Below are 17,303 nucleotides of genomic sequence, written 5' to 3' on the forward strand. Positions count from 1 at the left end.
AATTACATTCTAAAATACAAAATGAAAGAACTCAGAAGCATCTTCATGAATTAAAAACTACTGCCTAATTATGGAATAAATTAACTAGGCCTATTTAAGTGCGCTTAAAAAGCAGAAATCTTTAAATAATTGATGTGGAATTTTAAATATTTAGAAATTTACCGATTTAAACCGAAAAGGAGTATCTCTTCTGATTAAAATTTAATCATTTTGCGACACTCCCATGCTTTTTATTTCTTCTAAAGACATTCCCATCTTCTTAGAATTTTTAATTACATCAAAAACTATAAACTGTTCAACTGAGTAATATCTATAGTTATTCTCTTTATTTATATATGCTGGTTTAACCAATCCTCTTTCGTCATAATACCTAAGAGTTTTTATTGGTAAATTAAATAGTTTTGATATTTCACCTATTGTAAAATATTTATCCATATCAATTTTCTCCTTATACTGTATGTACATAGTCTAAATTTTATTTAGTTATTATACTACATATTTAAATACAAAATAAGTTAGATTCACTATAAACATTACAACATTGTGCAACATCTGAAAAATCAACTGTAATAATCTCTGCATAAGCCTCCGTATATAATTCTTGTATTAATTTCCTTAAAATTTCTTTATTTCCCTTAAGGATTGGAACTGGAATTTTAATAATTCCCAAATGATCTTTGCCTGAAGCATCAAATGTATCTTCTCCCACAAATTCAGGAATATTTTTTCCCAAGGTAATACCTAGTATTGCTGAAGTATTTGCAATAACACCTAAAGGAAGGTCCTCATTTATTACTATAACGCATTTTGTATCTTGTTCTTTCATTGTTCATTTTTCTCCTCAGACTAATAATTTGTTTTCCATCAGAAATAAAAAGTCCTGCTAACGTTAGAATAATTCCACTAATTAAAATTAAAGTTATATTTTCATGCAAAATAAGCACTGAAGCACAGGTGGTTATTACAGGTACCAAATAAATATATACACTTGTTTTTACAACTCCCAAGATTTTAACAGACCAATTCCAGGTTACAAAGCATAATGCTGATGCTCCTAAGGCTAAATATAAAATATTCATTAGATTTAATGCATTAGTAAATCTATATAATTCAAGCTTAAAATCAAAAACAAATATAGCAGGGACCATAAAAATCAAGCCATAATAAAACACTTTACGCGTGCAAATAATTGTATTATATTGAAATTTACTTATTTTCTTCATAAAAATAGAGTAAACAGCCCATAAAACAGCAGCAAGTATTGCTAACATATCCCCAAAAGGATTTAATTTCAAAACAACTCCTCCATTAATTTCTATAAGAATTATCCCAATTAAAGCTATTGTAAATCCAACGAAAAAGCTGGTGGTTAATTTCTCATTTTCTAAAAACAAATGAGCAAAAATAGATGTAAAAAATGGAGCAATTGAAATTATTACTCCTACATTAGTTGCAAGTGTATAGCTCAATGCAATGTTTTCTAATAAAAAATACAACGTTACTCCAGATAATCCTGCTAGCATAAAAAGGATTTCTTCTTTAAGAGAGCCTTTCTTTAAATGCTGTGGACATAAACAAAATAATGCAATATACCCAATTACAAATCTAAAGATCAAAATCTCAACTGGAGTGAAATCTTCTAATAATACTTTAGTTGAAATGAAAGTTGTTCCCCAAATAAATATGGTCATAACTGCTGATATATGTCCAGTTTTTATTTTGTTATTGCTCATTTTCTTTACTCCTGTACCTATTAGTAAAAATATTCATATATTGTTTTGGGGTTAAACCAATTAGTTTCTTAAAAAAATTTGTAAAATGACTTTGATCCGTAAATCCTGTTTTAAACGCAACCTCTATTGGACTAACGCCCTCTTCTAACAACTTCTTTGCTTTACTAATACGAATTGTTTGAAGATAATTATATGGTGATATTCCCTTTTGTTTGGTAAATGAATGTAGCAAATAATATTTATTTAATCCAGTTAAATTACTTAATTGATTTAACGTAATATTTTCCATATAATTATTTTCTAAAAAATCACAAACGGTCTTAATTTCATTATTAACTTCCTTTGTATTTTCTTCTGAAATTAGGTTTGAATATTCTCTTATCAATTGTTCAATAATAAATAAAAATAATTCTTCTTTTTTTAAATTTTTCTCCTCTTCCATTATCATAAGATGTAACTCCCGCAAAGAAGCTACAAGTTCGTTATGAAATAAAATAACTTCATTAAAATTAGGCAAATATTCTTTTCCCGTTATTTCAAATGTAATTTTTTTCATTACATCTTCTTGAATGTTAATACATCGATAATCCAGTGCTTGATCATCAATTTGTTCACAGGTATGAATATCGCCAGGATTAAATAATATTAAATCCCCAGTTTCTACAATGAATTGTTTGTTCTTGCAAGATAAATTCCTTTTTCCTCTTTCAATAAAACCAATAACATAGTAATCGTGAAAGTGATTAGGAAACTTCTGCATGACACCTTTAAAATTATAAGCTTCTATATTAAGCTCCGTATCAAAACAAACAGTTCTAATTTCATTTAACATTCATTTTCCACCTTTCATTCTTATATGTTTTAAAGAATATCATAAAGCTTTAACTAATTCTTGTATGATGTTGTTCAACTTTTTCTAAAAGTTCTGAAAATAACCTTCATAAGATTATAAGATTAATAGTTTTATTTTATTTAAGTCAGCTTAATAGTAAAATCCAACTATTCTCAATTCAAAAAACCATGAAAATCATTTCAGATCTTCATGGCTTTTATGATTAATGTATATTTTTATTATAGTCTTTACTTATTTCTATTGATTTATCTAACTTTAAATGTATCGATAACCGCTCTTAACTCTTCTGACATTTTTGCTAATAGCTTACTTGATGCAGATATTTCTTCAACAGATGCTAATTGTTCTTCTGCTGCTGCTGATATTGTTTGCGCTTCATCAGCTATCTTCACACTTATATTTTGAATATTATTTACTGAATCAACTGATTCTTTTGTTCCATTATTTATTTCATTAATAGATTCTGATATTTTATGAATTTGGTTTGAAATTTCATTTATCATTTGAAGTATTTCACGGAAGCTTGTTCCTGCAACATTAACAACTTTTGCTCCTGTATTTACTTCTTTAGAATTTTCACTCATTACTAAAACTGCATTATTTGTTTTTGTTTGAACGTCATTAATTATTAATGCAATTTCTTTTGTAGCCTCTTGAGACTGCTCAGCCAATTTTCTTATTTCTTCTGCTACTACACTAAAGCCTTTTCCTGCTTCCCCTGCTCTTGCAGATTCTATTGCAGCATTTAATGCAAGTAAATTTGTTTGTTCTGAAATACTATTAATTGTATCAACTATTTTACCGATCATTTCTGATTTTTCTTCGAGTTCACTGACAATTATTGCTGTTTCATTAGTCTTTTTCTCTATTATATTCATTTGGTTAATTGCTTTTTCTACAGCTTCTTCCCCAGCATTTGCTGATGATTTTGCATTATCTGTTAATGATGAAACAGAATTTGTATTTTCTGACACTACGTTTATTCTTTGAGATATATTTCCAACCACTTTAGTTGTATTATTGGCAAGAGAAAGTTGATCATCTGCACCATCTGCCATTGTTGTTACAGCTGTAGCAACAAGATTTGATGCATCAGCTGATTGCTCTGCACTTGCAGTTAATTCCTCAGAAGAAGCTACTAATTGGTTAGATGTATCTCCTAATTTTTTTATCAGTTCATTAACATTTTTCCTCATTTTTTCAACTGAATTCGAAACTTGTCCAAATTCACTCTTGTCTTCAAGACTTTCATTACTTACTTGTACCGAAAAATCACCTAATGCTAATTTATTCATAAATAGAACAAAATCATTCAATCTCTTTACAATTCTTTTAGTTATTAATGTACCTAATAAAATTGTTACAACTGATGCTGCAACTATTATGCATATAAATATTATTACTGCAAGTTTAAAATCTGCATTATTTTTATTATTTATGCCTTCAGCAAATTGTTTATTATGTTCTCCTAATTCAACTAGGCCCTTCATAAATGCTTGAACATATGCATCCACATTTTTTTGATAATATTCGTAAGCTTCCTGATTTTTATTTTCTTCTGCTAAACTAATAACAATTTTTCTTCCTTCTCTATACTTTGATAAATTATCTTCTATTTCTTTTATTTTTGAAGTTTCAAAAGAATCCAATTTTAAACTCTTATATTTATTCATATACTCATTAAATTCATTTGCACTTTTATCAATTTCATTCTTTAAAGTCACATTTTCATTTTTATCAGTAGTTACCATAAGCTTATAAATATCAGCTATAATAGTTTTCGCATCTATTCTTGCTTCATTTAACCATTCACTAGACATTAATCTTTCATTATACATAATCTCCATACCTCTATTAGAGGATAATAATGAATAATATCCAGTTCCACTTACTGCAAACAATCCTATCATAGCACACGTAATTAATAAAAATAATTTTCTCCCAACCTTTAAATTATTTAGCCATCTCATTTCATTCTCCCCATTTCTTTTATTATATGTAAATATTCTATTTATCGTATATATTTTAACATATTATTCTATATGTGACAATTATCTCTAATAATTAACAATATATTGTTAATTATTACAAACTTTTTTATATTCATGAACATTTTCTATTATAAAAAACAACATAAAATTAAAGTTAACTTCACACTATAGTTAAGCACTTTACTTTTAAGTTTATTTTTACTCTAACAATTGTTTCAATTTTTCTATATCTAAAATAATATATCCTTTTCCCTTATCCTTTTCTAATATTCCATTTTCACAAAATTGTTTAATTACATAAAGTACATGGCGGTAACTAACATTCATATATTCAGAAACATCTGTGTGATTAATATTATATATACCTTTTTGCTCATATTGAAGAATAAAAGTAGCAAGTCTGTTTTCCAAGGAATAATTCAAGTTTTGACTCATTCTATAGCTTCTGGTTAATAATTTATTTGAAATATATGATGCAAAGTAAAAGGATACTTCTGCATTTTCTCTACATAATGCTTTTAATTTATCTATATGAAATTCTAAACATTCAACCTCTTGAAGAACTTTATTTTCTTTTATATCAGATTCCTTGCAAAATAAAGAAAGTTCCCCCAACCAATCACTCTTTCCTGCAAAGTCAAGAATTGAACGCCTTCCATTTTTATGATCTATATAAATTTTAACGGTGCCTGATAAAATAAAATAGCAATGTGTTATTTTATTGTCTATTTTATAGATATTATAATTTTTTTCAAAAGTTCTTTTCTTTCCACTTTCTAATATTATCGATGGTATTTCCATATCAAAAAACATTTTATTCTTCTCCTAAAAATGATATTTTAACGTATTTTTCTTATTCTATTTTATCATATTCATATAAAATAGTTAAAATAACAAAATGCATTGATTCAAGAACCTCACTTCTATAAATCAATGCATTTATAATTATTAACCTTAATCACTAATTTTACTATATTCTATTCGATTTCTTCCATTTTGTTTAGCTTTGTATAATAAATCATCAGCATTTTTAACCAATTCTACAGAAGATTCATTTTTACATTCTTTTATTCCAATACTTACTGTTAATTTAAGATCATTATTAAATTTATATTTTTCAATTGAATTTCTTATTTTTTCACCTATGTCGTATGCTTTATGTATTCCAATTTGGGGTAGTATTATTATAAATTCTTCTCCTCCAAATCTTCCTACATACCCCTTATCATTTGTATTATTCAGCAAAATGTTAGCTACTGTTTCCAAAACATAATCTCCAAATAAATGACCATGAGTGTCATTAACCTTCTTAAAATAATCAATATCAATCATCATTAATGATAGTTCTTTTTTATTTTCTCCTAAATTAAGCTTACTCAATTCTTTTTCAATTATTTCCATTGAATATTTATGATTATAAAGTTTAGTTAAACCATCTCTAATAGTCTTTTCCTGTAATTGTTCATTTTTTTTTCTCAATTCATATTCTATACTAATATCTTGTATAACAAGAGCTGCACCTAGAAAATCATCAAATTTATTATCATAAACAGGTATGAAAGTAATGTTTGTTGGAATTCTTTTATCATTGTTACCTATCATTTCTATGTCATTGTATTTTATTAATTCTTTGAAATTATTGTTTTTGTAAATTTGCCCAATAATATTTTCATTAAATAATGCATTTATGTTTTTATTAAGTATTTCACTTTTTTCAAAATTCAACATACATAAAGTATGTGAAGAAACTCTAATAATCTCAAATTTATTATTTACTAAAATAATCATATCCATCATTTCATTTTCAATTTCTTCTACTAAAAATTTTTCAGGCATCCTTAAAAACTTATATTTCGTAATTACTATATAATTGCCTATTATCATAATAACAGAATACAATTGGCCCATTAATGGGAAGTTCTCAATTCCAAATAATGGCATTATAGTTTGCGTTATTAAGTTTAGGCAAAATGGTATTATACTTGATAAAACTAATATCTTTGATTGATATTTTACCCTTTTACTATCACTTTTTAATCCCCAAATAAATATAATTATTATACTAATGATTAGGAACATAAAATTATATAAAAAATCACCAATATAAAAAATATCCGTTATTAATGGTGAAGTATTAATATCCACTCCAAATAAGAACACTGCCATATAAAAAAATATAATTGCTGGAGAAAAGATAGCAACTTTGACTATTCTTTTATTAATAATTTTTTTCTCTGTAATTAAAAGGACTAAATATAAGGTAATAGCGCTGAAACTACACCATCCTATGGCTGAAATTTTATTCCATATTGAAAAAACATATTGGTTATTAGATACATATGCGAAAGCATATGCAAATGACCAAATAGCATAGCTTATACATAACAAAAGAAAAACTCTGTTAACAATTGATTTTTTATTCTGTCTAAAAGTGTAAATACCAATATACACATATATATATACAGAAACAAGTGACACCGATGAAAATAAACTAACATAATCCATACATATACCTCATTTTTATTTTTATGGTTTATACCAAATTATACTAATATTATTATATCTATAATTATGAGTATTTTCTACATTTTTCTTCCCTTGTCCTCACATTTCTCAATATGAGCTAAAATTCTTAGCTTAAAAGTCTAAAGTCTATTAAAAAATACACAAAATGTAAATTAACTGCTATAAAATAATAAAATGAACTTAATAAAAATTGCTGTACAATCAAGCACTCATAAGACGAGTTATCCTTACTGCTTTGGAACTGAACTTGTATATTTCTGTCAAAGGAAATACAATATACCTATAGATGTGTTGCGTATATATTATATAGCAATAAAGGATGGTGAAAATAAATGAAACATATATTTTTAGTTGAGGACGATAAGGCAATTGCTAAAAATCTTATACTTTTACTACGCTCAGAGGGATTTATAGTCACTCATGCTCCTACTCGAAGTGAAGCTCTTGCTGCATTTATTGGTAATAAATTTGACTTGGCGCTTATTGATATTTCTTTGCCTGATGGAAATGGCTTTACAGTTTGCACAGAAATTAAAGAAACACAGGGTATTCCAGTTATCTTTCTGACGGCTTCTGGCGATGAAGCAAGTGTTGTTACTGGACTTAACATAGGCGCAGATGACTATATAACCAAGCCTTTTCGTCCACGTGAATTAATTGCAAGAATTGGAACTGCCCTCCGAAAAAGCGGACGTTCTCCATCGGCTTTTAAAATCTGCGATCTTCATGTAGATATAGCAAGCGGCGTAGTGAAAAAGGATGGCATCGAAGTTTTTCTTTCAGCATTAGAATATCGCTTGCTTTTGGTTTTTATTAGCAACCCAAAAAGTATTATCACAAGAAGCAGACTACTGGATGAATTATGGGACGCTGCTGGCGAATTTGTCAATGATAATACATTAACAGTGTACATAAAACGCCTACGTGAGAAAATTGAAGATAACCCTACAAGCCCGAAAATCATTTTGACAGTTCGCGGAACTGGATATAGATTGGGGGACGAATATGCTTCGGAATAGAGAATTTCGTCAGTTTGCAATTTTATTTTCCTTAATAGCTGCCACCACTGTAATACTAGGATTTGTAATCAATACGTCAGCTGGAATCCTTGCCATTTCTTCTGCCGCTGCCTTTGGAACATCGTTTTTTGCATTTACCAAAGCCAGATATAAAAGCATTGCTCAGATTTCAGATCAAATTGATCTTGTGCTTCATAATGAGGACTATCTCTATATCGGCGAATCTGAGGAAGGAGAACTTTCTATTTTGCAAAGCGAGATAACAAAAATGACGCTGCGTATTCGAGAACAAAACCAAACACTGAAAAAAGAAAAAGAACATCTTGCTGATTCGCTAGCTGATATAGCACATCAACTCCGTACTCCCCTCACATCTGTGAACCTTATCCTGTCATTATTAGAGAATAACTCTGACGAAAATGAACGGAAAGCCTTGATACGAGAAACAAAAGAATTATTTGTACAGATGGATTGGCTGCTTAATTCTCTATTAAAATTATCACGGTTAGATGCAGGCATTGTAATGTTTAAAAGCGAGCAGATAGATGTCAACAACTTAATACTTACTGCAATTCGTCCTTTTCTAATCCCAATGGAACTGCATAATATTGACTATCAAATAGACGTATCGAAAGGAATGATTATTCAAGGGGATTCAGGTTGGCTTTCTGAAGCAATTCAAAATATCCTCAAAAATTGCATGGAAAGCGCAGGAGAAAACGGAAAGCTTGAGATCGTTGCTGTGGACAACCCATTGTTTACCGAACTTACCATTCACGATAATGGTGCTGGCTTTAAAAAAGAAGATTTACCCAACCTATTTAATAGGTTTTATCGCGGAAAAAATACAGGTGCAACAGGATATGGAATCGGCTTAGCCCTTTGCAAGATGATTATAACACGTCAAGGAGGAACAATCACCGCTAAAAATCATCCACAGGGTGGTGCTATATTTTCGATTCGCTTCCCAAAGTGACAAATCTCTCACCTTAAAGTCACAGAAATGTAAGTTTAAAGTTCTATTATATGGGTAGAACATTAAAAAGGAGGCTCACATAATGGAGTTTTTAAAAATAGAAAATTTATGTAAGGTGTATGGCAAAGGTGAAAATCAGGTTACCGCTCTTGACCATGTTTCCCTTACAATTGAAAAGGGGGAGTTTACTGCAATTATAGGCTCCTCTGGTTCTGGTAAATCTACATTACTTCACATTATTGGAGGTGTTGACGTCCCAACAAGTGGAAAAGTATATTTAGATGGTCAGGATGTATATGCCCAAAATAATGAAAAGCTTGCTATCTTTCGTAGACGTCAGGTTGGGTTAATATACCAGTTTCACAACCTTATCCCCACTTTGAATGTAGTGGAAAACATCACATTACCTATACTGATGGACAAGCGAAGAGTCAACAAGAATAGGCTTGATGAACTGCTTGAACTGCTTGGCCTAAAGGACAGAAAGAACCATTTACCAAATCAGCTTTCTGGTGGTCAGCAGCAACGTGTTTCTATAGGACGTGCTTTGATGAATGCCCCAGCAGTCATGCTTGCTGATGAACCAACAGGTAGTTTAGATAGCCGAAATGGACATGAAATTATAAAGCTTCTAAAAGAAAGCCATAACAAATATAATCAGACCCTTATCATAGTCACACATGATGAAAATATCGCTCTACAAGCAGATCGGATTATCGGCATATCAGATGGCAAAGTAGTAAGAGATGAGAGGGTGAAATCATGAATATTTTCAACAAAATTACCCTGCAAAGTATGAAAAAAAGCCGGACACGAACAATTGTAACAATTATTGGAGTTGTTCTGTCCGCTGCTATGATTACAGCAGTCGCTACCTTTGGCACTTCCCTGCTAAATTATCTGATAAACGGTGCTATTGCGAACCATGGCGGTTGGCACGTTGAGTTTTTAGATGTTGATTCCTCTTTCATGCAGGAGCGAACCCACGACAATGGAGTTTCAAACACCGCAGCCTTTGAAAATATCGGCTATGCAACTCTTGATGGAGGGAAAAGTCCAGAAAAGCCATATCTTTTTATTGCTGGATTCACCAAGGAAGCCTTTGATACCTTGCCCTTAATTCTAAGGTCAGGCAGGCTGCCAGAAAACAGTAGTGAGATTCTTGTCCCATCCCATGTCGCTATCAAAGGTGGCGTTAGCTTCAAAGTTGGAGACACGATTTCACTTGCTGTTGGAAGCCGTATGGATGGAAACAAAAATTTCGGTCAACACGACCCTTACATTTCTGGAGGAGAGTCTGGGAATGTTAAAGAAACTCTTGTACCAAAAGCTAAGAAAACCTACACAGTTGTTGGTATCTGCGAAAGACCTGGTTTCGAAGAACATTCTGCACCTGGATACACTTTGATAACAAAAGCAGATACTCAAGACCAAGCGGACAGCTTTAGCATATTTGTCACCCTGAAAAACCCACGGGGAGTTCATGCTTACGCAAAAAACACAGCTGGTGCAGGAGCTTATGTCTTTAACGATAATGTATTGCAATTTATGGGTGTTTCTGATAACAAACTGTTCAACGCGCTTTTATATACAGTTGGCGGCATTTTGATTGCCATAATAATGTTAGGTTCAATTTTTCTTATTTATAACTCGTTCAATATCTCACTGAACGAACGTACACGGCAGTTCGGGATTCTTTCATCTGTTGGAGCTACGCCAAAGCAACTTCGGAATTCAGTGCTCTTTGAGGGAATTTGCATTGGTGCAATTGGAATCCCCATTGGAGTTGTGGTGGGAATAGGCAGTATTGCGCTTGTAATTCCTATTGTTTCAGGAAATTTTAGCAACATTATGCAACAAAGCACTGTTCCTTTAACCTTGTCACTGTCTGTACCCGCCATTATTGCGGCAGCTGTGATCAGTTTGGTTACCATTTTGATTTCAGCCTATATCCCGGCTAGGAAAGCTGCGAATACTCCAGTTATGGATAGTATTCGCCAGACAAATGAGGTCAAAACCCAATCGAAAGCTTTGAAAACATCAAAACTCTCTCAGCGTATTTACGGTTTGGAGGGAACTCTTGCACTAAAGAATTTTAAGAGAAATAAAAAACGCTATCGCAGTATTATACTATCTCTTGTTTTAAGCGTCATTTTGTTTGTATCTGGAAATGCTTTTGGGACAACTCTAAAACGGCTTTCAGAACAGCTTATAACAAAATTTGACTATGACATTCGTCTTAGCACGAAAGACATAAACGACAGCGAAATGTACTCACTTTACAACAAACTAAAAACCGCAGATGGGATTTACGAAAGCACCTACCAAGTCATTTTCCCATATTCATGTGCGGTTAAAGTAAGTAACTTTTCAGACCGTTATAGAGAATATTCAGGCTATACTGATCTGGATCAAACAATTAATCTACCAGTGGATATACAGTTTATTGACGATAGTAAATATCTGAATTTTGTAAAGTCATTAGGCTTTTCACAAGAAGAATATACAGGACAAAACGCCAAAATGATTGCTTTGGCCAAACAGGGGTATGATAAGGAGGACGGATCCATTGAAGCATTTGATATGTTTAAGAGTAATTCCATTACTTTTAGTGTATCTCCTGAAGCAAATGATAAATCAATTATGAAACAAATACAAACCTTAAACATTACCCTTGTTGATACGTACCCAGTTGACCCAATTTCAGAGGATTTTTCTCATAAGAAATCATGCGTTTTTATGATTGTAGCTCCATATTCTCTTAAGGATAAGTTTGAAATCCAAGATATCCATGATTATATTGGTGTGGACTTTCTCTCAAAAAATCCTTCCCAATCAGTGTCTAAACTGGAAACAATGATTAAGAACTCTGGGATTATGTCTGCGTATACCCTATACAATGTACATGCACTAGTTGAACAATACCGTAGTATCACATTTGTAATTGATGTTTTCACCTATGTTTTTGTTATCATGATTTCGCTAATTGCAGTTGCCAATGTGTTCAACACTATTTCAACAAATATCAAACTGCGCAAAAGGGAGCTTGCTATGCTACGCTCTGTTGGTATGTCTGAACGGGATTTCCAAAAGATGATGAATTTTGAGTGTATTTTTTATGGCATGAGGACATTGCTATTTGGGCATCCAATATCGGGAATTATCTCGTGGCTTATTTACAAAGGGTTGGTGACCGTAGAAAGGTTAGACAACTTCGATTTTGTATTTCCTTGGGCTAGTATGGCAATCAGTGTGATCAGCGTACTCTTTATAGTCTTCATTACAATGCTATATGCCACTAGCAAGATAAAAAAAGAAAATATAATTGACGCACTTCGGGATGATATGACTTAATTCAAAACTATGATGATGTTTTGTAGCTAAAATCTAGACATACGGCGATATCTTAGATGTATCGCCGTTTTTATTATATATACACATTCTTAGGCAATAGATAATCAAAAAAACTATACATTTTCTTTCCACTTTTTAATATTAACAATAATATTTTCTTATTAAAAACCTCATATTTTTCTTATAAATATGATATTTCTCATATAAAATTTTCTTATTTCATTTTATCATACTCATATAAAACAATTGAAATTCTGAGGTGAAATAAAATGAATAATCAATATATAAAAAAAACTTTATACTCAGCATTACTATTTTTAATGCTTGGTTTAGGAATTTCTCTGCAAATTAAGGCTGGAATTGGTCAAAGTATGCTTAATGCCTTTTCTTTGTTAATGGCTGATCTTTTAAATTTAGAGATTGGAACTTTCCTAAACTTATTAAATTTATTATTTTTTATAATCTATCTTATTATTAGAAAATCCAACTTAAGTCGCTATGATATTATTCAAATAATTGCTACTATAGCAAATGGATATATAATCAACTTATTTATTTATTTCATTTTAAATAATTTTGTAATTGAATCTTATGTTTTTAGATTAGTTACATTTATGATTGGACTTGGCTTGGCTTCTATTAGCTTAGGTGGAATTCTTGCTATGGAAATCATCAAGTTTCCTCTTGAAAGTTTATGCCTTGTATTAGGTGAAAAGCTCAGATATAGTTTAACAGTAATAAGAATGAGCTTTGATATTTTCTTTATGCTTACTACAATAATACTAACTTTAATAACTAACCACACTCTTTATATAAGAGAAGGAACTATTATTAGTTTTTTACTACTCTCCCGATTAATGGGCTTCGCATATTATTATCATAAAAAACTTATATAAAAGGAGACGATAATTATGTATGATATTATTTTAATGGACTTAGACAATACTATTTTAGATTTTAATTATGCTGAAAAAGATAGCTTCAAAAAGTCCTTGAAGAAACAGGATTAACCTACACAGATGAGTTATTGGAAAAATATAAAGAAATCAATCACTCTTTATGGCACAAACTTGAGCAAGGTGAAATTTCTAAAGAAACTGTTCTTAATACTCGCTTCAGGGAATTTTTCAAGATATATGGTATACAAGTTGATGGAAAGGAAATAGAAAAAAAGTACAGGTTTTATCTTGATAATTCTTCTGCTCTTATTCCTAATGCAGAATATACCTTAATGAAATTAAAGGAAATGGATAAAAGAATATATTCAGCATCAAACGGAGTATACTCAACTCAAATGAAGCGTTTATCAAATGCAGGCATAATCAACTTGTTTGATGGACATTTTATATCTGAAATAATAAAGTATGAAAAGCCTTCCACTTATTTCTTTGACTTTTGTATAAAAAATTTATCTGAAGCTCCTAAAAATTCAATATTAATGGTTGGGGATAGCCCTACTTCTGATATACAAGGAGCAATTAATAGTGGAATTGACGCTTGTTTTTATCAATACCATAAAAATATTACATGTACATATTCCAAGTATACTATATGTGATATTTCAGAGCTTTTGGATATAGTGTAATTTATTCAATTGGATTATTTTAATATTTAAATTTAATATTTTTTCTTTTCTGTTTTATAAGTTTAGCAAACTTACATTTATGCAAACAAAAAACAATTTAGTTTAATTATTCCTTTCTATTAATATAATTAAACTAAATTGATTTTTTGCAGAAATCATTCACATTTGGGAATCTATCACAACATTTTGTAAAAATGACTTATCTATGGAAAATAACTTATTCCTATATCTTATTTATTTTTATTGTATAAAACACACTCATATTCCTTATTATTATCAAATTCTTTTTTTGCAAAACTACATATTGGATCTACTTTTTTATTATTACTAATTGCAAATTCTACAACTTTTTTTACTAATTGCTTGCCTGCGCCTTTGCCTTTCAATTGTTCATACACATAAGTATGTTCAATTTTTATTATATTTTTCTCAATATCACTTAGTATTATTTGTGCTAAAGGATCTTCTTCTGTATCTCCAATATAAAATTTATTTACTCCTCTTTTTATTTCCATACTATTAATTTCTCCTTTATGATAATTAAATTACATCTAATCTAATTATACTGCTTTTCAGTGAGCAATGCATACAACGTTATCCACTTATTAGGCTTATTTTTCATCCCTGGTTTAAATGCAGGTACTGTCTTTGTTTTTGATAATTTATACCTACCCTCCGAATCTTTCTTTAAATTTAAATACTTCCAGCCCTCTGCAACAGCAGCACTATTGCCTTGTCCTAAAATTGCTAGTGCATACATAAGATTTTGTGCACCTATCTGAATAGCATCAAGTGGATAAAATGTTTCAGCCATAACCGGTACCATAATTGTATTCATATCATCAGTGCGATAAAAAAGCTTTCGTCTTGTAAAGTAATTAACTAACAGCTGCTCACATTCCATATTCACATTCTGTAATTTTAGCTCCGCCAATAACAAAAGATATCCAAGCGTTATTTTTACACAGCTTTTATGCTCCTTTGCAGGATCATTTATTTTCTTATTTTTACTAATGCAGCCGAATCCACCATCACTTTTTAGTTTCAAGAACATGGCATTTACTTCTTCTTTTACAATAGGCTCTATATAATATCCCAATTTCACCAAATTCCTTAACAGTAGCCCTTCTCCACACATCATTTTAAAACCAGTCTCTTCTATTAACGCGAACACATAATTATCAATATCTATGTCTTCTCGCGTTAGGCCCCATTCTGCAAAGCATGTTAGTGCATCATATTTACCCCATTTTTTATCACCTTTAAGATTTTCCATTGCCTTTTCATATAATGGAGATTGAAGTAATTGTTGTTTTGCTACGATCACGTCTCCATGATCATTGTCATACTCATGGAATTCTTTTAATGTTCTAAGCTTAACCTCTGGATTTTTATCTTCTAATAACCATTCAACCACTCGCTTTTGTTGTTCCATATACTCTTCCTACCTTTCATACAATTTTCCAATACTTTCTCCAAGTTTTTTTATTTCTTCTCTAACACTTTGAGGGGCTAGCACTTCTACTTGATTTCCAAAAGATAATATATATCCATATATCCAAGCTCCTCTTGGAATCTTTGCTGTTACAATATAATCGCCTACATCATTTTTTCTAATCACTTCCGTCACAAATTCATCATAGATTCGAAAACCAACACTAGAATTAAATTTTAATATTATGTTGACCATATCTTCAGATTCCTCTTCTGAAAAACAAATTTTTTTTGTATATTTCCTTTTATCAAATTCTACCATTGTCAATGAATACTTTAATATGCGATTTACTTTAAACAATCGATAATCTTCTGCTTTCAAGCAATAAGCCCAAATGTACCATTCTTTTGACTTATATATAAGCTTCAACGGATAAATATTTCGCTCATCTTCTCCCTTATAACTACAATAAGAAATCTTCATTTCAATATGATTCAGCAATGCTTTTTTAAGGTAATCAAACTTATTAGTATCTTTTTTCTCTTTTCCCCATCTCGTAAAATCAATTTCCATCCAATCTGGATTTTCTTTTTGAAATAGTGCCCCTAGTTTTTCTAGTAAAGCGCCTATATTTTTCTCTGGTAATTGAAAATTCTCCAGTGCAAGCAAAATTGTATCTCTCTCTTCCTCTGTTAAAACTGCTTTGTCAATTTTATAGTCCTCCATAATAGCAATTCCACCAGACTTTCCTTGCAAAGTGTAAATTGGAATTCCTAGTATTGATAATGAATCAACATCCCGATATATTGTCCGTAAAGAAACTCCTACTTTCTCTGCCAATTCCTTAGCAGTAAGCACTTTATTTTGAATCAATAAGTTGACAATTTGAAATAATCGCTCATTCTTCATGTTTATCCCTCATTTATCATTATATAGGTACAACCTGACAAGTAATGTCATGTTTAAATAATAATACAAAAAATAAGAATGATCTACTATAATTAATAGGCCATTCTTAATATTAAATATTTAAATTTAATCAGCAGTTTTATTTACTTGAACTACACCTTGAGGATGTTGAGGTGGTGCATAGATAGAATATAGTTTAAGAGGTTTATTACCTGTATTTACAACATTATGCCAAGTACCAGCAGGTATCATTATTGCAAAACCATCACGTACTCTTCCTTGAAAATCTAAATTGTCTTTGCTTTTTCCCATTCTAACCATTCCTTGTCCATCTTCAATTCGTATGAATTGATCAATGTTTGGATGAATTTCTAAACCTATATCCTCACCAACCTTAATGCTCATTAAAGTAACCTGAAGATGAGTTCCTGTCCATAATGCTGTACGATAATTATTATTTTGCTTAGTAGCTACATCAATGTTAACTGCATAAGGTTCTGGTCCATGATCTTGCAATGTAATCTGTTTACTACTTCCCATATCAGCTCTTGAATCACACTCCATTTCATCAAAGAGTTCATTATATGGCACATATCTAAAATAAGAATTCAGATAACCCCAATTATCATTATTCTCCATATTCTTTCATCCTTCTATATTATTTCAAAATTATAATATGTTTTTGTTTTTAAAAATGTGCTGCCCTATTTATATATTGTTTTATTATCATAAAAAGCAGTTACTTTTAATTCTTTCCTGTAATCATCCATGAATATTGTTTTAATATCTGCAGGTTCTCCCTCTTCTAATGTTCCACATCTATGATGTAGATGGGAAATATAATAAAAAAAACACCTGTCATGTTGCGTAGGCAACGTTATAGATGCTTCTTTTTTCATAAAATAACTATGAACATTTATTA

The 17,303-nt window shown here is 30.5% G+C and carries 18 protein-coding genes; 6 read left to right on the plus strand and 12 right to left on the minus strand.

Annotated features, from left to right (window positions below; genetic code table 11):
- Window positions 1-201: 201 nt before the first annotated feature.
- The 7 genes from GXK56_RS20225 to GXK56_RS20255 all read right to left on the minus strand — a co-directional run bounded on the left by GXK56_RS20225 (window position 202) and on the right by GXK56_RS20255 (window position 7,082).
- Entirely contained in the window at window positions 202-435 is a 234-nt protein-coding gene (locus tag GXK56_RS20225) for a MerR family transcriptional regulator (RefSeq protein ID WP_160690793.1), read from the minus strand.
- 64 nt (window positions 436-499) lie between these two features.
- On the minus strand, window positions 500-826 hold the full coding sequence (locus GXK56_RS20230; protein ID WP_160690795.1) for a DUF2000 domain-containing protein: 327 nt from the start codon (window positions 824-826) through the stop codon (window positions 500-502).
- The gene (locus tag GXK56_RS20235) at window positions 786-1,733 is read right to left on the minus strand and encodes a DMT family transporter (protein WP_160690797.1); all 948 of its coding nucleotides are present in this window, start codon (window positions 1,731-1,733) and stop codon (window positions 786-788) included. The genes GXK56_RS20230 and GXK56_RS20235 overlap by 41 nt, the downstream gene beginning before the upstream one ends.
- Window positions 1,723-2,565, minus strand: a complete 843-nt coding sequence (locus GXK56_RS20240; protein ID WP_160690799.1) for an AraC family transcriptional regulator — start codon at window positions 2,563-2,565, stop codon at window positions 1,723-1,725. The genes GXK56_RS20235 and GXK56_RS20240 overlap by 11 nt, the downstream gene beginning before the upstream one ends.
- Before the next feature lie 266 nt (window positions 2,566-2,831).
- Window positions 2,832-4,556: a methyl-accepting chemotaxis protein gene (locus tag GXK56_RS20245; protein ID WP_160690801.1), complete on the minus strand. Its 1,725-nt coding sequence runs from the start codon at window positions 4,554-4,556 to the stop codon at window positions 2,832-2,834.
- 219 nt (window positions 4,557-4,775) lie between these two features.
- On the minus strand, window positions 4,776-5,390 hold the full coding sequence (locus tag GXK56_RS20250; protein ID WP_160690803.1) for a cyclic nucleotide-binding domain-containing protein: 615 nt from the start codon (window positions 5,388-5,390) through the stop codon (window positions 4,776-4,778).
- A gap of 141 nt (window positions 5,391-5,531) precedes the next feature.
- On the minus strand, window positions 5,532-7,082 hold the full coding sequence (locus GXK56_RS20255; RefSeq protein ID WP_160690805.1) for a diguanylate cyclase: 1,551 nt from the start codon (window positions 7,080-7,082) through the stop codon (window positions 5,532-5,534).
- A 353-nt stretch (window positions 7,083-7,435) separates the two neighbouring features.
- On the opposite strand from GXK56_RS20255, the gene GXK56_RS20260 reads away from it, so the two are divergent.
- From GXK56_RS20260 to GXK56_RS20285, 6 genes are all read left to right on the plus strand, one after another.
- Window positions 7,436-8,122: a response regulator transcription factor gene (locus GXK56_RS20260; protein WP_160690808.1), complete on the plus strand. Its 687-nt coding sequence runs from the start codon at window positions 7,436-7,438 to the stop codon at window positions 8,120-8,122.
- Window positions 8,109-9,098 carry a HAMP domain-containing sensor histidine kinase gene (locus GXK56_RS20265; RefSeq protein ID WP_160690810.1) on the plus strand — a complete coding sequence of 330 codons (990 nt, stop codon included), beginning with the start codon at window positions 8,109-8,111 and terminating at the stop codon, window positions 9,096-9,098. Before GXK56_RS20260 ends, GXK56_RS20265 begins: the two co-directional genes overlap by 14 nt.
- 82 nt (window positions 9,099-9,180) lie before the next feature.
- On the plus strand, window positions 9,181-9,864 hold the full coding sequence (locus GXK56_RS20270) for an ABC transporter ATP-binding protein (protein WP_160690812.1): 684 nt from the start codon (window positions 9,181-9,183) through the stop codon (window positions 9,862-9,864).
- Window positions 9,861-12,452 (plus strand): FtsX-like permease family protein, encoded by a 2,592-nt coding sequence (locus tag GXK56_RS20275; protein ID WP_160690814.1) that lies wholly within the window; start codon window positions 9,861-9,863, stop codon window positions 12,450-12,452. The genes GXK56_RS20270 and GXK56_RS20275 overlap by 4 nt, the downstream gene beginning before the upstream one ends.
- Window positions 12,453-12,721: 269 nt before the next feature.
- Entirely contained in the window at window positions 12,722-13,348 is a 627-nt protein-coding gene (locus tag GXK56_RS20280) for a hypothetical protein (RefSeq protein WP_160690816.1), read from the plus strand.
- A gap of 131 nt (window positions 13,349-13,479) precedes the next feature.
- On the plus strand, window positions 13,480-14,037 hold the full coding sequence (locus GXK56_RS20285; protein WP_243156197.1) for an HAD-IA family hydrolase: 558 nt from the start codon (window positions 13,480-13,482) through the stop codon (window positions 14,035-14,037).
- A 230-nt stretch (window positions 14,038-14,267) separates the two neighbouring features.
- Here GXK56_RS20285 and GXK56_RS20290 read toward each other — a convergent pair whose 3' ends face one another.
- The 5 genes from GXK56_RS20290 to GXK56_RS20310 all read right to left on the minus strand — a co-directional run bounded on the left by GXK56_RS20290 (window position 14,268) and on the right by GXK56_RS20310 (window position 17,280).
- On the minus strand, window positions 14,268-14,552 hold the full coding sequence (locus GXK56_RS20290; protein WP_160690818.1) for a GNAT family N-acetyltransferase: 285 nt from the start codon (window positions 14,550-14,552) through the stop codon (window positions 14,268-14,270).
- Between the two features lie 41 nt (window positions 14,553-14,593).
- Complete coding sequence (locus GXK56_RS20295; RefSeq protein ID WP_160690820.1) at window positions 14,594-15,472, minus strand: hypothetical protein; 879 nt, start codon at window positions 15,470-15,472, stop codon at window positions 14,594-14,596.
- Window positions 15,473-15,481: 9 nt separating this feature from the next.
- Window positions 15,482-16,381: a YafY family protein gene (locus GXK56_RS20300; RefSeq protein WP_160690822.1), complete on the minus strand. Its 900-nt coding sequence runs from the start codon at window positions 16,379-16,381 to the stop codon at window positions 15,482-15,484.
- A 126-nt stretch (window positions 16,382-16,507) separates the two neighbouring features.
- Window positions 16,508-17,020 (minus strand): cupin domain-containing protein, encoded by a 513-nt coding sequence (locus GXK56_RS20305; protein ID WP_160690824.1) that lies wholly within the window; start codon window positions 17,018-17,020, stop codon window positions 16,508-16,510.
- A 65-nt stretch (window positions 17,021-17,085) separates the two neighbouring features.
- Window positions 17,086-17,280, minus strand: a complete 195-nt coding sequence (locus GXK56_RS20310; RefSeq protein WP_160690826.1) for a hypothetical protein — start codon at window positions 17,278-17,280, stop codon at window positions 17,086-17,088.
- Between the last annotated feature and the right edge of the window lie 23 nt (window positions 17,281-17,303).

This window comes from Clostridium sp. C2-6-12 (genome assembly GCF_009928485.1).
GTDB lineage: Bacteria > Bacillota > Clostridia > Clostridiales > Clostridiaceae > Clostridium.

What these genes read in the sequence shown, in the direction of transcription:
- GXK56_RS20225 (WP_160690793.1), bottom strand. Translation starts at nt 435, where the DNA reads ATGGATAAATATTTTACAATAGGTGAAATATCAAAACTATTTAATTTA.
- GXK56_RS20230 (WP_160690795.1), bottom strand. Translation starts at nt 826, where the DNA reads ATGAAAGAACAAGATACAAAATGCGTTATAGTAATAAATGAGGACCTT.
- GXK56_RS20235 (WP_160690797.1), bottom strand. Translation starts at nt 1,733, where the DNA reads ATGAGCAATAACAAAATAAAAACTGGACATATATCAGCAGTTATGACC.
- GXK56_RS20240 (WP_160690799.1), bottom strand. Translation starts at nt 2,565, where the DNA reads ATGTTAAATGAAATTAGAACTGTTTGTTTTGATACGGAGCTTAATATA.
- GXK56_RS20245 (WP_160690801.1), bottom strand. Translation starts at nt 4,556, where the DNA reads ATGAGATGGCTAAATAATTTAAAGGTTGGGAGAAAATTATTTTTATTA.
- GXK56_RS20250 (WP_160690803.1), bottom strand. Translation starts at nt 5,390, where the DNA reads ATGTTTTTTGATATGGAAATACCATCGATAATATTAGAAAGTGGAAAG.
- GXK56_RS20255 (WP_160690805.1), bottom strand. Translation starts at nt 7,082, where the DNA reads ATGGATTATGTTAGTTTATTTTCATCGGTGTCACTTGTTTCTGTATAT.
- GXK56_RS20260 (WP_160690808.1), top strand. Translation starts at nt 7,436, where the DNA reads ATGAAACATATATTTTTAGTTGAGGACGATAAGGCAATTGCTAAAAAT.
- GXK56_RS20265 (WP_160690810.1), top strand. Translation starts at nt 8,109, where the DNA reads ATGCTTCGGAATAGAGAATTTCGTCAGTTTGCAATTTTATTTTCCTTA.
- GXK56_RS20270 (WP_160690812.1), top strand. Translation starts at nt 9,181, where the DNA reads ATGGAGTTTTTAAAAATAGAAAATTTATGTAAGGTGTATGGCAAAGGT.
- GXK56_RS20275 (WP_160690814.1), top strand. Translation starts at nt 9,861, where the DNA reads ATGAATATTTTCAACAAAATTACCCTGCAAAGTATGAAAAAAAGCCGG.
- GXK56_RS20280 (WP_160690816.1), top strand. Translation starts at nt 12,722, where the DNA reads ATGAATAATCAATATATAAAAAAAACTTTATACTCAGCATTACTATTT.
- GXK56_RS20290 (WP_160690818.1), bottom strand. Translation starts at nt 14,552, where the DNA reads ATGGAAATAAAAAGAGGAGTAAATAAATTTTATATTGGAGATACAGAA.
- GXK56_RS20295 (WP_160690820.1), bottom strand. Translation starts at nt 15,472, where the DNA reads ATGGAACAACAAAAGCGAGTGGTTGAATGGTTATTAGAAGATAAAAAT.
- GXK56_RS20300 (WP_160690822.1), bottom strand. Translation starts at nt 16,381, where the DNA reads ATGAAGAATGAGCGATTATTTCAAATTGTCAACTTATTGATTCAAAAT.
- GXK56_RS20305 (WP_160690824.1), bottom strand. Translation starts at nt 17,020, where the DNA reads ATGGAGAATAATGATAATTGGGGTTATCTGAATTCTTATTTTAGATAT.
- GXK56_RS20310 (WP_160690826.1), bottom strand. Translation starts at nt 17,280, where the DNA reads ATGAAAAAAGAAGCATCTATAACGTTGCCTACGCAACATGACAGGTGT.